The organism is Rhizobium sp. P1_E1 (assembly GCF_056406015.1).
In genome coordinates, this window is the sequence record NZ_JBFUAY010000125.1 from 1 (window position 1) to 15,228 (window position 15,228).

Genomic DNA, 15,228 nt, shown 5'->3' on the forward strand with positions numbered 1-15,228 from the left:
TCTGTGACCCCAAGCGCGTGATGAAGGAATGCTCTGTGACCCCAAGCGCGTGATGAAGGAATGCCTGGCGATCGCGCCGCATCTTGCCTTCTTGTGGGATGAGGCCTGGTTCACCTTTGCTTACTTTAATCCGACGTATCGGCAGCGCACGGCTATGGGAGCCGCCGCCGAGCTTGAAGCGATGTTTCAGGACCCGGACTATGCCGCCAGCTATAAGGCCTTCAACGTCGAATTCGGCGCCGAAGCCTGGGCGGACGACGAAAGGATCCTGAACACGCCGCTCCTGGCAGATCCGTCGAAGGCGCGGGTCCGGGTCTATGCGACCCAGTCCACGCACAAGGGGCTGATGGCACTGCGCCAGGGCTCGATGATCCACATCAGGGATCAGGATTTTAACGAGAAAGCCTTCGGCGATGCCTACAAAACGCATACCACAACCTCACCAAACTACCAGATCCTTGCAACGCTCGACCTTGCCCGCGCACAGGTGGAGCTGGAAGGTTACAAGTGCGTCCGGCACCAGCTGGAACGCGCCACGACCCTGCGCCAGCAAGTGTCACGCGATCCGCTGCTTTCGAAGTATTTCCGGGTCCTCGGCGTCGGCGATCTCGTACCATCGGAATATCGCGAGTCGAATGCGGAATCCTATTTCGACGAGAAGTCYGGCTGGATAAATTTCGAGAAGTCCTGGCTGACGGATGAATTCGTCCTCGACCCGACGCATATCACTCTGGAAATCAGCGCGACCGGCTTGAGTGGCGACACGCTCAAGAAGCACCTGGATAAGTGCGATATCCAAATCAACAAGACCACGCGCAATACCATATTGCCCATCATCACTATCGGCACCACGCGCTCCGACGTTGCCATTTTCATTCAGGTGCTGCGGAAGATCGCGCTCGACTGCGAAGAAAGAGCGCGCAATTTCTCCAAAATAGAGCGGAGCATTCACGATGATAAAGTTCGCTCGCTGGCTCTGCAACAGCCCCTGCCACGCTTTTCATCTTTCCATCAGGTGTTCCGCCCGAATATGGAGACCGGAGACGGCGACATGGGCTTGGCGAACGACCTGGCCATGGAAGATGACAACTGCGAATATCTCCAGCCCGCCGACGTCGAACGCGCGATCTCCGGGGGCCGCGTAGTGGTCTCTGCGAGTCTCGTCCTCCCCTATCCGCCGGGCTCGCCCATTCTCAGCCCGGGTCAGGTAATCGACATTCCGAGCCTCAAATACCTGCGCGCGCTCGATGTTCGCGAAATACACGGCTTCGATCAGGAACGGGGTTTGCGGGTTTTCAGGGAGGAAACGCTCAGCAAACTATCGAGCGCAAGAAAGTCCACTCCCGATCATGGAGGCGAGTCGTGAGCGTGCTTCTTCAAAAACATGGGGTCTCTCATCCGTCACGCGCCAATCCACATCTGCGCGTCCTTATTTTCGCTAGCAGATCGATCACACTCATCTGGAGCAGACTATGTCGACGAAGGACGAAGAAAAGAACCACGATCAAGCGCAAGAAACATTTGAACAACAAGGACTAATTATGAAAGGCATTCGCACCATCGCTGACCTTCGCGACTTCATGCGCCACAACAAGCGTCCGATCTATTTCGTCTCAGTGTCGCCTTTCAATCTGATGGGCATGGACGAATGGGTGGCGAATTTCAAGTACATCTGCTACGTCGACCCCTTCGACGGGCGGCATCCAAACGTCTTCGCTCCCTCCAAAATCCCCGATTTCAAACCGAAGAGCATCGAGGACATCACCAACCACCTGCTCCAGCACCCGGAGGTGATCGACTATATCACCAGGCGCGGCGGCCGCCCGGCCGCCGTCTTCCTGATGTTCGACGAGAAGACCGAAGAAATCTGCAAGGAACTCGGCATCGAGATCTGGCATCCTCCGGCCAAGTTGCGCCACCACTGCGACAACAAAATAGAGACCGTGCGCATCGGCAACAAGGCAGGCGTGCGCTCCGTCCCCAACACCCTTGGCCCCGCTCGCACCTATGAGGAACTTCTTACTTCGGCGAGAAAGGCCGGCATCGGCGCCGATCTCGTGGTTCAAACCGCGTTCGGCGACAGCGGCCAAACGACCTACTACATCGGCAGCGAGGATGACTACAACCTTCACGCCGCGAAAATTGCCGCGGAGAACGAGGTCAAGATCATGAAGCGCATCAAATGCCGTAGCGCCACCATGGAGGCCTGCACCACGACTTCTGGTACGCTCGTCGGCCCGCTTATGACCGAAATCGTCGGTAACCCGGAGCTGACGCACCACAAGGGTGGTTGGGCTGGCAATGAAATCTTCGCCGACGCCTTTCCCCAAAAGGTTCGCGCCGAGGCGCGCAACATGGTTCAGCGACTCGGCAACCAGTTGCGCAAAGAAGGCTATCGCGGCTATTTCGACGTCGATTTCCTCATCGATGAGAACAACGAGGTCTATCTCGGCGAGCTCAATCCGCGCATATCCGGCGCAAGCTCGCTGACCAATCACGCCCCCTTCGCATATGCCGATGCTCCGCTCTTCCTGTTTCACCTGATGGAATTTTCCGATATCGCCTACGACATCGACGTTGAGGACCTGAACGATCGTTGGGCCTGTAACGAATCCATTGAACCCTGGTTGCAGGTGATGATCAAGCAGACCGAGAAGCTCAACGAAATCGTCACCCATGCGCCGGCGACGGGCATTTACCGAATGGCGGCGGACAACAGCGTGTCCTACGACCGCTTCGCCTGTCAATGGGAGGAGATAGAGAGCGAGGAGGAGGCATTCTTCCTTTGCCTCGCAGGCCCGGGCRACAGCCTCTACTTGGGCGCCTACTTCGGAGTACTCTTAATGCGCGGGCGGGCGATGAACGACGAAGCCGAGCTGAACGAGCGCACTAGAAACTGGGTTGGGGGCATCAAGCGCATCTATGCCAGCAAGCCGCTCACCGAAATCCAGGGCGACGAAGCGACGGAGCCGGTCCGTTGAAGATTCAGGAGGACGCCATGTATCTGCAGTTCGAAGCCATAAACGAAGATGTGCCCGGTTCCAAATGGCGCCGGGTGTTCGATCGCCATTGGCCTGCCTACAGCCGATGGTTCGTGAGCGACGGTGACCGTTCACGCCCGACCTATTCCAACAGCCTCAAGGCATTGCGGACATATATGCCGAGACTGCTGCCGACCTACGAGGCTATCGTGGAGACCGCCGGAGGCGGAGATCTGGAAGCCCGCTTCCTGTCCATGTGGTGCCCGCCCTTCTATGTGGGCGGATGTTCGCAGGCGATCGTGACGGGTGCGGAGCCCTCGCTCATTCGCAACTACGACTACAGCCCGCGGCTTTTCCAAGGGACCTGGCTGGCGTCACGCTTCAACGGCAAGCGCGTCGTCGCGGTGGTCGATTGCCTTTGGGGCGTGCTCGACGGCATCAACGAGGACGGGCTGGCGGTCTCGCTCGCCTTCGGCGGGCGCACAGCCGCGGGGGAGGGATTCGGCATCCCGGTGGTGCTGCGCTACGTGCTGGAGTTTGCCAACACCACGGCCGCAGCCGTCGCCATGCTCCGAAGTATTCCCGTGCACATGTCCTATTCCATCGCGCTGATCGACCGTAAGGGAAACCACGCGACCGTCTACGTAAACCCCGAACGTCCGGCGGAAGTGGTGGAGCGTCGCGTCAGCACCAACCACCAGCACGGCGTAGAATGGGCGTGCCACGCCGAGATCACCAATTCGGTCGAGCGCGCGGCGGCGGTGGAGAAATTGCTGCCGCTCTCGGCGAGTATCAAGGAGGTTCTTTCCGGCTTCCAGCGCCCCCCCATCTACCAGACAAACTACGGACATCGCTGCGGCACGCTGTACACCGCCGTCTATCGGCCGTTCGACGCCTCGGTGGAGCTGGTCTGGCCGGGGTCAGTTTGGCGGCAATCCTGCGCCGATTTCCAGGACGAGGTGCGCACCCTCCGCTTCAACGACGGGAAGTTCGGCGGCCTAGCCCCGACCTTCAGCCAAGTCACAGTGAGCAGTTGACGATCTTGTAAATCGATCATTTTGACATCGTAACGGCCAGGCCACGGGGCCGGTGACGACGCAGAGTTTCTCGTTGCAACCGGCTGATCAACGCGGTGTCAGCAATCCAGACTAGGTTCCAGCTCCGCGCGCATTGGCCAATGTTGCGCTCCCGCGCCGCGCCGCACCGCGCCTCGGCGAGCGACCACGTTGCAGGCGTCATCGACAACTTGAGGCGAATCGAGGACGACAGCAATGGGGTCGGCCGGACTGCATCTGTTCTCAATCGAAAGGCGAGGAACCAGCGGTTGATCATGCTTTGGTCCACTTCGAAGCCGCGCTCCTGGAACTTCTCTTCAAGGTCTCGGTGGCTGAGCTAATAGCGCAAGTACTAGCTCAGCGCCTGCACGACCATCGGCCTCAAAATGCCGCCCTCGAATCACTTTCGACTGGCTCGGCTTCTCGAAGAATGCGTCGCCGTCCTCTTCGTGCGTTTCGTCGCCGTCGCTGGCTAAGGTGCTGGGGCTTGCGATCCACAAACGAGATTATGTTATATTTACAACTTGAAGGTTGACAAAAGTTAATAATCTCACATAACCTCTCCTCATGCCGAAAGGCACAAAAGGAATATCGGGAGGAGAACAAGATGAATTCCTTGAGCGGATTCTGCCCACGGGGTGCGGGMGCGGTGTTGCACGGCGCTGCCCTCGTCGCTATGGGTTTATGTTGGACCGTGCCGGCCTTCGCCGACGATGTGATTCGCATCGCTTCGCCCTACCAGACTACGACGCTAGATCCGATGCGCTCCTCGGCGGCCGGCAACATCGAAACCTACGGCCAACTTTATTCGCGCCTTCTGCGCCGCAACTCCGAAACGGGTGCGCTGGAGCCGGGGCTCGCCGAGAAATGGGAAATTTCACCGGACGGCAAAACCTACACGTTCCATCTGCGCGATGCCCAGTTCTCGGACGGTTCTCCGATCACGGCTGCCGACGTGGCCTTCAGCCTCGACCGTATCCGGAGCGACAGGAAATCGACTTATCCTGCGCCGCTGGGGGCCGTGGAATCGGTGACAGTGGCGGATGCGAAAACCGCGGTAGTCACACTCAAGTCGGCCTTCGCGCCGTTCCTTGGCAACGCGGAAATCTGGAACATGGGCATCATCTCGAAGACCGATGTCGAGAAGCGCGGCGAAGAGGCAGCTTTCGCCACGGTCCCGGTTACTTCCGGCCCGTATGAAGTCAAACAGTGGAAGCCGAACGAGAAGCTCGTTCTCCAACCCAATACGCACTACTGGCGCAAGGGTTATCCGAAGTCGAACGCCACGGTGGAACTGATCGAGATCACATCTCCCGAAACCCGCATCGCCATGCTGAAGGCAGGCGAGATCGACGTGGTGCGCGCGGTACCGTGGGCGCAGATCGATGAGCTGAAGGCGGCCGAGTCGGTGGATATGCGGCTTGAGCCTTCGACGACGATTTACATGACCCTGCTAAACCATAAGCGTGAGCCCTTCTCCAACCCGAAAGCGCGGCAGGCGGCAGGCTTGGCAATCGATAACAAGGCCATGGCCGCGGCCATCACGCGTGGCTATGCCGAACCGGCGAACACCACGCTGCCGGGCAGCCTCGATTTCCATGACAAGGATTATCCGGGCATCCCGCACGATCCCGCCAAGGCAAAGGAATTATTGGCCGAATCCGGCATGGTGGGGCGCGAGGTAAAGATCCTGGCGGCCGCCGATGGGCCGTCCCAGCAGACGGCGCTGCTAATCCAGGCCCAATGGCAAGCGATCGGGTTAAAGCCGGTGATTGTTAATGTCGATAGCGGCGCTTGGTGGGATGCGACCGGCAAAGGCGATTACGACGCCGCAGCCAACTGGTGGTACAACGAGACCCCCGATCCAGACCTTGCCGTGCGCTGGGCCGTGTGCGGATCCTGCGGCTCGAACTCCTACAACACCTTCTATGCGAACCCGAAGGTGGACGCGCTCGTCGAGCAGGGCACTAAGGAGGCTGATCGGGCCAAGCGCGCGGAAATCTACAAGGAGATTCAGAAGATCACCACAGAGGAGGTGGCACAGATCCCCCTCTACTATGCGCCAAACCCGGTTGCCTACTCCAAGCGTCTCCAGGGTCTCAAGCTGACGCCCTCGCTACAGTGGACGTTGGAAGAAACCTCCATCGGCCAGTGAGTCGCCTTCGCCCCTGACGCTTGAACAGGAGAACCGGATTGCCCCTTCTGCAACTCATTACGCGGCGCCTGCTGCAATTGATCGGTGTGCTTGCTGGTATCAGCCTCGTGACGTYCCTCTTGGTGCACATGGCGCCGGGCGATCCCGCGCGGCTTCTTGCCGGGGAGAGGGCGAGTGCTGAAACCATCGCGGCGATTCGCTCGCAATATGGCCTAGACTTGCCGCTCTGGCGGCAGTTCCTGACCTATCTCGCCAATCTCACTTCGGGCGATATCGGGCTGTCGCTCCGCTTTCAGCGACCGGTGAGCCAGCTTATCGAACAGTTCATGTGGCCGACGCTGTTCCTCACCGGCTATGTACTGTGCTTCGCCATCCCACCGACAGTCGTGCTCGCCATTGTCGGCGCCCGGCGTCCCGGCGGCATGGCCGACCAGATCATTCGTCTGGTTGGGATTGCCGGTCTCACAATCCCGGTGTTCTGGCTGGGCATCATGATGTCGCGCGTCTTCGGCGTCAGCCTCGGCTGGTTTCCCGTCTCGGGCTACGGCACCGGTTTCACCGGCCATCTTCATCACCTGTTCCTGCCGGCCTTGTCGACCGCGATCTGGCTGGTGCCGGTTCTGACTCAGAGCCTTCGCGCCGCCCTCATCGAAAAGACAACGGCCGACTTCGTCACAGCCGCGCGGGCGCAGGGCGCCACAGAGCGGCAGATATTCTGGGAGACCATGTTGCCGAACGCTGTGCTGCCGACGCTCAACCTGCTCGGCGTCATGGTAGGCTTCATGATCGGCGGCGCCGTGATCGTCGAAACCGTCTATGCGGTGCCTGGCCTCGGCACGCTGATGGTCAACGCGCTGCTCGGTCGCGACTACTATGTCGTGCAGGGCCTGACGCTTATTTTCGCGGTCTCGACCGTCTTGATCACGCTGATGGTGGACCTGCTCACCGCGTTCATCGACCCGCGCGTTCGGCTTTGAGGAGATTGCCATGGATTACAGTCCGATTGTGGTGCAAACCGCACCGTCGGTTCCCAACATTACCCCTACCATGCTGGTTGCACTGGTGATTCTCGGCGGATGGCTGTTGACGGCGCTGGCCGCCCCGGCGATCGCGCCCTATGATCCTGATGCCATCGACATCATGAATATGCTTTCGCCGCCGAGTGCCGCTCATTTGTTCGGCACGGACCAAGTCGGTCGCGACGTCTTCTCGCGGGTACTTTTCGCAAGTCGGGTCGATCTGCTGCTGTGCGTGGCCGGGGTGCTTCCGCCCCTCTTGATTGGCACGACGATCGGGCTGCTGAGCGGCTATTTCGGAGGTGTGGTCGATAACGTGTTCATGCGCATCTATGACCTGACCGTCGCGTTCCCCTTCTTTGTTCTCGTGCTGGCCATTGTCGGCGTGCTCGGGCCGGGGCTCCTCAACTTCATCCTGGCGCTGACCCTCGTCGGCTGGGTCAGCTATGCGCGGTTGGTGCGGGCGCAGGTACTGACGATCCGCGAAAGCGAGTACATTCAGGCGGCAAAATGCCTCGGCTATGCTCCAATCGCCATCCTCAGCCATCATGTGCTGCCGAACGCCATCGGACCGGTCATCGCCTACGCAGCCAGCGACGCGGTGCTCGTCATGCTCGCCGGTGCAAGCTTCGGCTTTCTCGGCATGGGCGCGCAGCCCCCGCTCGCTGAATGGGGCGTGATGATCGCCGACGGTCAGGCCTTCGTGCAGCAAGCCTGGTGGATCTGCCTGTTTCCGGGATTGGCGGCCATTTCGCTCGGCCTGGGATTTGCTCTGCTCGGTGATGGACTGGGGCACATACAGCGGACGGGAGTTACGGCATGAGCGGGCCGGAAACGGACAAGCCGCCGCTGCTTGACGTTAAGGATCTGTGCGTCAGCTTCGCTGGCTTCGCCGCGGTGAAGAACGTATCGTTCACGCTCCAGCCGGGAGAAATCCTCGGCATCGTCGGCGAAAGCGGTTCGGGCAAATCCGTGACCTGCCGCGCCGTGATGCGGCTGTTGTCGGCTACGGYACGCGCCGACGGCACGGTTAAGCTCGACGGACGCAACCTGCTGACGCTCGGCGACGACGATCTGTGTGCCATTCGCGGCCGCGACATCGGCATGATCTTCCAGAACCCGGCATCGCATCTCGATCCACTGCGCCGCATCGGTCAGCAGGTCGCGGCGCCGATGATCCGTCACCTCGGGATCGGTAAGCGCGAAGGCTTACAACGCGCGATCAAGCTGCTGGAGGACGTCGGCATCCGCGAGCCGGAAAAGCGCGCTCGCTCCTATCCGCACGAGTTTTCTGGCGGAATGAAACAGCGGGCGATGATTGCCGCTGCAATCGGTTGCCAGCCGAAGCTGTTGATCGCCGACGAGCCGACGACCGCTCTCGACGTCACGGTGCAGGCACGCATCCTGGAACTGCTCAAGGAGCTCAATCGAAAGAGCGGGCTGGCGATGATCCTGATTTCGCATGATCTCGGCGTCGTCGCGGATATCTGTTCGCGCGTCGTGGTCATGCGCCATGGCGAGGTGGTAGAGCAGGGGCCGATCGACGAGGTCATCAACCGGCCACGCCACCCCTATACAAGGCTACTGATCGATTCCCAGCCTGGCCGCAAGAATTATAGCATGGCGGTCGATCCAGATCAGGCAACTCCGCTGCTCCACGTCGAAAACCTCTCGGTGACGTTTCCCTTCGGGAAGAGTTTGCTCGACAATTTCGGAAGCAGCAATTCCTTCCGCGCTCTTGACGGCATAGATCTTAAGATCAATACCGGCGAAACAGTTGGCATCGTCGGCGAAAGCGGCTCCGGCAAGAGCACGCTTGCCCGGTCGATCATTCGCCTGAACACCACGAGCGGCGGTGCAATCCGCCTGGACGGTCAGGATGTTGGGTTGCTCAGCGGCGAGGCACTGACGGCGTTCCGTCGCCGTGTGCAGATGGTGTTCCAGAACCCGTACGATTCACTCAATCCGCGGCTGACCATTGCCGAGGCCGTCGCCGAGCCGATTTGGCGGCATGGTATCGCGGACCGAAAGGCGGCGCGGAAAGAGGCCGACCTCTTGTTGGATATGGTTGAATTGCCGAGCAGCCTGCGCGATCGACGGCCACAGCAGCTTTCCGGCGGCCAATGCCAGCGCGTCGGCCTTGCCCGAGCGTTGGCGCTGAAGCCGCAGCTTCTCATCGCGGACGAAATCACCTCGGCCCTCGATGTCACGACGCAGGCGCAGATCCTGGAATTGCTCGTGCGGCTCCAGCGTGAGCGCTCGCTGACGCTGCTCTACATCTCGCACGATCTCGCCGTAGTGAGCAGTCTGTGCCAGCGTGTCTATGTCTTCAAAGCCGGGCGCGTCGTTGAGCAGGGAGTGGCGCGGCATGTCCTGTTCACGCCGCAGGACCCTTATACTCAGGCACTAGTCGGCTCGCTCGCTCGGCTGCCGGCGGCCCGGACAATTCCACCTTCACAACCGGTAGTGACCCATGCGCCTTGATGAATATGCAGCCCATGATGGAACCGGCCTCGCCCACCTGCTGGCGAAAGGCGAGGTCACGCCAAAGGAGCTCGGCCGGTGCGTCGAACAGGCCGTCGCGGCCGTGAACCCTGCACTGAACGCCGTCATCGAACTCTATCCGGACGCGCTCGAGATCCTGCCGGAGGTGGCGTCCGCCACCCCCTTCGGCGGAATTGCCACCCTCACCAAGGACTTCCCAATCGAAGCGGGCCGCCCGGCCGACTTCGGCAGCCGACTCGCACAAGGTTTCCGCGCCGGCCATGACGCCGTCTACTGGACGCGGTTGCGCGCCGGCGGCCTAAACAATGTCGGCCGCACGACGAGTTCCGAATTCGGCGTGCCGGCGGTGACGGAATCCGCCCTCTACGGCGCAACGCGCAATCCTTGGAATCCGGAGCGCGGTGTTGCGGGTTCCAGCGGCGGCGCGGCCGCGGCTGTTGCCGCCGGCATCGTGCCTTTTGCGCAGGGCAGCGACGGCGGTGGATCGATTCGGAATCCGGCCGCGTTCTGCGGCTTGATCGGTCTGAAACCTTCACGCGGGCGGGTTACGGGCGCGCCGAATGGGAATGCCCCGCTTCTCGGCTTGGCAACGGTCTTTATGCTGACACGCTCAGTCCGCGATACAGCAGCCCTGCTCGACCTGTGCCATGGCCCGGATGCCGGCGACGGCTATGAGATCGTGCCGCCAGTGCGCACCTATCTCGATACCATCAAGCGACGGCCGAAGGGGCTGCGCATCGCCCTTTGCACGCGCTCGTGGTCCGGTGTGCAGATCGACCCGCAGGTTGTCACCGCGGCCAGATCCGCAGCGGAGCGGCTTTCATCCCTTGGCCACCATGTCGAGGAGGCGTCGCCGGACTTCGACTATCCGGACTTCCTCCAGGCGCAGAAGGTCATCTGGGCCGCCGACGCCGCCGCGCATATGCCGGCGATGGCGCGGCATATGAACCGCTCGCTCAAGGAAATGCTTGGCACAAGCGTATATGCTCTTTATCGATGGGGGCTTGGCATTAGCGGTGCACAGCTTATCGACGCGCTTGCCGCCTATGATCGGGTGACGCGGCAGGTCGGGCGCTTCCTTGCAGAATATGATCTCTTGCTGACACCGACCACCGCAATGCTCCCGGAGTTAATCGGCACGTTTGATCCCGATCGAGCGGGCATCGATGCGGAAGATGTATTCAATGATCTTGCGCCGAAGGAGACCTATACTGCATTGTTCAATGCGACGGGACAGCCCGCAATTTCCCTGCCACTTGGACGCAGCCGGGATGGTCTACCGATCGGGATTCAGCTTKTCGCCCGTTTCGGACGGGAGGATCTGCTGCTTGCGGCGGCGCGGCAAATCGAGGAAGAGGTGGACAGAACTCCCGGCGTCTGGGGGCAGGGGCGTCCAGCCATTCACGCCGGCGATTTCTAGGAGTCTGTCACTGTGGTGAAAGCACGAAGCGGCAAAAATGCTAAGGGATCGAGCGACGTTGAGCAGAAGATAGACATCGAAGCGATCTTGCGCGACCGCATGTCCGATTTCTCGCCCTCGGAGCAAAGCCTGGCCGCCTATATCTTGGATAATATCCAGATATTGCCCTTCGAGACCGGCAGCAGCATAGCTGAGGCGGTGGGCGTCAGCGAAATGACCGTCACGCGGTTCGTTCGTGGCCTCGGTTTCGAGAACCTGCGAGACCTCAAGAAGYGGTTGCGCGTCGCGGTCGCGGAGAAGGACAGCGAAGTCGACGACTATATGGCCCGCTTTCCGATGCGCGAAGGCCGACAGCAGATGCTGCAGGAAAGCCTGCGGCTGGAACTCGACGCTATCGTGAAGGCCTACGCCTTGACTACCACCGACGCGTGGGACGAGGCCGCAAACCTGCTCGCGAAGGCGCGCACCATCTATGTCGTCGGCTTCCAGGCCTCGAAGGGGCTGGCCATGGATTTCRCCAGCCGCCTGCTCTGGGCGCGCTCTAACGTGATTTTCATCGACAACGCTTCGGGCACGTTTGGCGAGATCATCAATGCAGATCCCAAGCAGAGCGCAGTCGTTCTCGTTGACACGGCCTCGTACGCGACGCGCGGCATCAAGCTGCTGGAGAAGCTGAAGTCGATGGACATGCCGTTGGTCATCGTCACCGACAAGTTCAGTCACTGGGCTTTTGCCTATACGCGCTTCGTCTTTGAGGCGCATACCCATGTGAAAACCTTCTGGGATTCTACGGCAAGCCTCAGTGTGGTACTCAATCTGCTCATCGACGCCGTTGCCATCAAACTAGGGCCGAAGGCTAAGGCGAACTTCGCCATGATGAGCGACATGGGCACCCTCTTCGGGGAGTTCGTCGGAGGCAGCTATCTCCGCCGTAACGATTGATCCATCCCAAACCGCAAACGAGAGCATGCATGACCAGTATTTCGCCATTCCGTGATCCGACTGCACCCGGCAATCCTCTCTTTCCGAGGCAAGACTGGGACCGCGCGCCCTGGAATCGCTGGACGTTCCAACATGTCCGGGATCTGCTGCCGACCACAAAGGTCTGGCGCGGAGCGGGGCCAGCAAGCCTGTTGTTGGCCGATCTTCGGGATATCGATGTCATTCCCTTCGTGGCGGAGGGGGAGGCCCATACCATTGGCAGCTTCCTCGAGACGAGCTATGCCGATGGTTTCCTGGTGCTCCATGGCGGCAAGATCGTTGCCGAGCACTACCTGAACGGCATGACGTCGCATACCCAGCACCTGTCGCAATCTGTTGCCARGTCTGTCGTCGGCACCGTGGCGGGCATCCTAATCGGCCGAGGAGTGGTCGACCCGGCCGCGTCCCTGACGCATTATCTGCCGGAGCTGGAGGCGACCGCCTACCGCGGCGCTACTGTCCAGCACGTGCTCGACATGACCAGCGGCGTGGTCTTCGACGAGACTTACACTGCGCCCGACTCCCACATGGCGCAGCTGGATGTCGCCAGCGGCTGGAAGAATGGTCAGAACCCGAACTGGCACAAGAATATCTGGGACCTGGTCCTGTCTTTGAAGGATCTAGAGTGCCCGCACGGTACCTCCTTCCGCTATCGCTCGATCGAGACGGATGTACTATCCTTCGTTCTCGAGCGCGCCGCCGCTACCCCGCTTGCAGAACTCGTCAGCCGTGAATTGTGGGCGCCGATGGGGGCGGAGGAAGACGCCTATTTCACCGTGGACGCTGCGGGCTATGCTCTGGGTGACGGCGGGTTCAATGCGACTCTTCGCGACTATGCTCGTTTCGCCCTGCTGCATCTTCGCGGCGGCGAGATCAACGGGCGGCGTATCGTCCCCAGCGAGTGGATTGCCGGGACACGGTTCGGGGCAGATCCGAAACTCTTCGGCGGCATCTATCAAGAGGTTCTGCCGGCCGGCGCATATCACAACCAGTTCTGGATCGAGGATACTGCACGCGGCGTCTACATGGCCCGCGGGGTTTTCGGGCAACTGATTTACATCGACCCGGTGGCGGATTTCGCGGCGGTTGTCCTGTCGAGCTGGCCGGAATTTGTCAGCACGACGCGGACGCGGACAGCGCTGGCGGCGGTGACGGCTGTAAGAGAAGCGCTGTTGTAGTAGCAATCGGGCTATTCCCCTGTTCAGGTTGACGTGATCGCGAGAAGCTACACCGACATCGCTCAACCATTTTCCTGAGCTGCGCCGCAACACGTTCGAGGATCAGCAGATACCGGATCTCAACGGCTACTACTGCGTGACGGCGAATGCGATGGCACGTGAGCGACGTGCCAAGCTGCGTAAGCTTGCGCGGTTCTCGCTTCTGCGTCAGTCGGTGATCGGGCGCATCCTGCATGGCTGGTCGCCGCAGCAGATTGCCGGTCGGATGCGACCGGAGCGGCATCCGATCTCTATCATCATGAGACGATCTATAACTTCGCCTATTTCTCGGACGGTCACGCCATCAAACTGTGGGGACACCTGCCGGAGCATCGTCCAGACGCCGGCCCGGTACGCCAGGCGCCGTCATGTCCGGGTTTTTAGCCGGGAGGTCAACATTCTGAACCCCGATGTGGTCGCCGCACGCAAGCAGTTCGGGTATCGGGAATGCGTTCTGATGCAGTTCCGCAAGAAGTTCGGAAAGGCCAACGTGACGTCGCTGGTCGAACGGGTCATCCGATTCCGATGATGGACGACTTAACAGGCTGCTGAAATTGACGCTGCGTTGCCGGCGCCCTTCCTGCCGCGCGACGCGATCGTCGCCGAGGCCATTGCCACTTGGATCGGCCAGAAGGAGCACTCATCGAACAGCACGGCGTGATCGATCAAGCCGACAGCTTATGAAATGAGGTAACCGCTGCCGGTCGTCAGCACCGTCCGGCAAGAATTCAAGAGGCCCTCCCCGCTTCCGTGGGGAGGGCCTCATTTCTTCCTATTCCGCCGCCACTTCCGCTTCCTCGGGGTGATTGGAGAGGGAGCCGCCGGACTGGCGGTTCCAGAGGTCGGCATAGATGCCGCCTCCCGCGATCAGTTCGCTGTGCGAACCGGCCTCTATGATCCGCCCCTTGTCGAGCACGATCAGCCGGTCCATCTCCGTAAGCGTCGAAAGTCGGTGGGCGATCGCGATCACCGTCTTGCCCTCCATCAAGGTGAAGAGGTTTTTCTGGATCGCCGCCTCGACTTCCGAATCGAGTGCCGAGGTTGCCTCGTCGAGCACCAGGATCGGCGCGTCCTTCAGGAAGATTCGGGCGATCGCGATGCGCTGCCGCTGGCCGCCGGAGAGCTTGACGCCGCGTTCGCCGACCTGCGCATTCAGCCCTTCGCGGCCCTGCAAGTCGACGAGACCTTCGATGAACTCCCAGGCATTGGCGCGTTTGGCGGCCTCGATCACCTCGGCGTCCGTTGCATCGGGGCGACCATAGGCGATGTTGTCGCGGATCGAGCGATGCAGCAGCGAGGTGTCCTGCGTCACCACGCCGATCAGCGAGCGCAGGCTTTCCTGCGAGACGCCGGCGATATCCTGCCCGTCGATGGTGATGCGGCCGGCCTCCAGATCGTAGAAGCGCAGCAACAGCTTCATCAGCGTCGTCTTGCCGGCGCCGGAACGGCCGACTAGGCCGACCTTTTCGCCGGCCTTGATGTCGAGCGAAAGRTTGTCGATGACGCCCTTGCTCTTGCCGTAGTGGAAGCGGATGCGGTCGTAGTGAATCGCACCCTTCTTCGCCGTCAGGGTGGGTGCGCCCGGCTTGTCGACGATGTCGTGCTGTTTGCTCATCATCTCCATGCCGTCATAGACCGTGCCGATATTCTCGAACAGCGCCGTGACTTCCCGCATGATCCATTGCGACATGAAGTTGAAGCGCATGGCAAGACCGATGGCGATGGCGATGGCGCCGACCGAGATCGCTCCGCTCAGCCAGAACCAGATCGACTGGCCCGAGATGACGAAGAGCGCAACACAGTTGTTCAGGTAGACGCAGATGTGGAAGAGCGCCACCTTGCGCAACTGCTTGTGCACGATCTGCAGGAACTCGTCCATGCTTTCCTTGGCGTAGACC

At 60.7% G+C, this 15,228-nt stretch carries 11 protein-coding genes and 2 pseudogenes; 11 read left to right on the forward strand and 2 right to left on the reverse strand.

What is annotated here, in order from left to right; genetic code table 11:
• Positions 1–28 precede the first annotated feature (28 nt).
• The 3 genes from AC1D1Z_RS27230 (at position 29) to AC1D1Z_RS27240 (ending at position 4,018) form a co-directional block, all read left to right on the forward strand.
• A complete protein-coding gene (locus AC1D1Z_RS27230) occupies positions 29–1,366 on the forward strand; it encodes an aminotransferase class I/II-fold pyridoxal phosphate-dependent enzyme (RefSeq protein ID WP_477852150.1) in 1,338 nt (445 codons plus the stop codon).
• A 175-nt stretch (positions 1,367–1,541) separates the two neighbouring features.
• Positions 1,542–2,981: a biotin carboxylase gene (locus AC1D1Z_RS27235; protein ID WP_477852151.1), complete on the forward strand. Its 1,440-nt coding sequence runs from the start codon at positions 1,542–1,544 to the stop codon at positions 2,979–2,981.
• The gene (locus AC1D1Z_RS27240; RefSeq protein WP_477852152.1) at positions 2,978–4,018 is read left to right on the forward strand and encodes a C45 family autoproteolytic acyltransferase/hydolase; all 1,041 of its coding nucleotides are present in this window, start codon (positions 2,978–2,980) and stop codon (positions 4,016–4,018) included. The genes AC1D1Z_RS27235 and AC1D1Z_RS27240 overlap by 4 nt, the downstream gene beginning before the upstream one ends.
• A 268-nt stretch (positions 4,019–4,286) precedes the next feature.
• Here AC1D1Z_RS27240 and AC1D1Z_RS27245 read toward each other — a convergent pair.
• Positions 4,287–4,440, reverse strand: a pseudogene (locus AC1D1Z_RS27245) (IS6 family transposase); the annotation flags it as partial.
• A 203-nt stretch (positions 4,441–4,643) separates the two neighbouring features.
• On the opposite strand from AC1D1Z_RS27245, the gene AC1D1Z_RS27250 reads away from it, so the two are divergent.
• The 8 genes and pseudogenes from AC1D1Z_RS27250 to AC1D1Z_RS27285 form a co-directional block, all read left to right on the forward strand.
• Positions 4,644–6,191 carry an ABC transporter substrate-binding protein gene (locus tag AC1D1Z_RS27250; RefSeq protein ID WP_065276868.1) on the forward strand — a complete coding sequence of 516 codons (1,548 nt, stop codon included), beginning with the start codon at positions 4,644–4,646 and terminating at the stop codon, positions 6,189–6,191.
• A gap of 38 nt (positions 6,192–6,229) precedes the next feature.
• The gene (locus AC1D1Z_RS27255) at positions 6,230–7,168 is read left to right on the forward strand and encodes an ABC transporter permease (RefSeq protein ID WP_477852154.1); all 939 of its coding nucleotides are present in this window, start codon (positions 6,230–6,232) and stop codon (positions 7,166–7,168) included.
• A gap of 10 nt (positions 7,169–7,178) precedes the next feature.
• Positions 7,179–8,030 carry an ABC transporter permease gene (locus tag AC1D1Z_RS27260; protein ID WP_065276866.1) on the forward strand — a complete coding sequence of 284 codons (852 nt, stop codon included), beginning with the start codon at positions 7,179–7,181 and terminating at the stop codon, positions 8,028–8,030.
• Complete coding sequence (locus AC1D1Z_RS27265) at positions 8,027–9,691, forward strand: dipeptide ABC transporter ATP-binding protein (RefSeq protein ID WP_477852156.1); 1,665 nt, start codon at positions 8,027–8,029, stop codon at positions 9,689–9,691. Before AC1D1Z_RS27260 ends, AC1D1Z_RS27265 begins: the two co-directional genes overlap by 4 nt.
• A complete protein-coding gene (locus AC1D1Z_RS27270; RefSeq protein ID WP_477852158.1) occupies positions 9,681–11,132 on the forward strand; it encodes an amidase in 1,452 nt (483 codons plus the stop codon). Before AC1D1Z_RS27265 ends, AC1D1Z_RS27270 begins: the two co-directional genes overlap by 11 nt.
• Positions 11,133–11,144: 12 nt before the next feature.
• Positions 11,145–12,074, forward strand: a complete 930-nt coding sequence (locus tag AC1D1Z_RS27275) for a MurR/RpiR family transcriptional regulator (RefSeq protein ID WP_477852159.1) — start codon at positions 11,145–11,147, stop codon at positions 12,072–12,074.
• A 29-nt stretch (positions 12,075–12,103) separates the two neighbouring features.
• Positions 12,104–13,291 (forward strand): serine hydrolase domain-containing protein, encoded by a 1,188-nt coding sequence (locus tag AC1D1Z_RS27280; protein WP_477852160.1) that lies wholly within the window; start codon positions 12,104–12,106, stop codon positions 13,289–13,291.
• A gap of 41 nt (positions 13,292–13,332) precedes the next feature.
• Positions 13,333–13,853, forward strand: a pseudogene (locus AC1D1Z_RS27285) (transposase); the annotation flags it as partial.
• Positions 13,854–14,102: 249 nt separating this feature from the next.
• Here the strand turns inward: AC1D1Z_RS27285 and AC1D1Z_RS27290 are convergent.
• Positions 14,103–15,228, reverse strand: a 1,126-nt coding sequence (locus tag AC1D1Z_RS27290; RefSeq protein ID WP_477852161.1) for an ABC transporter ATP-binding protein, incomplete at its 5' end; no start/stop codon positions are given.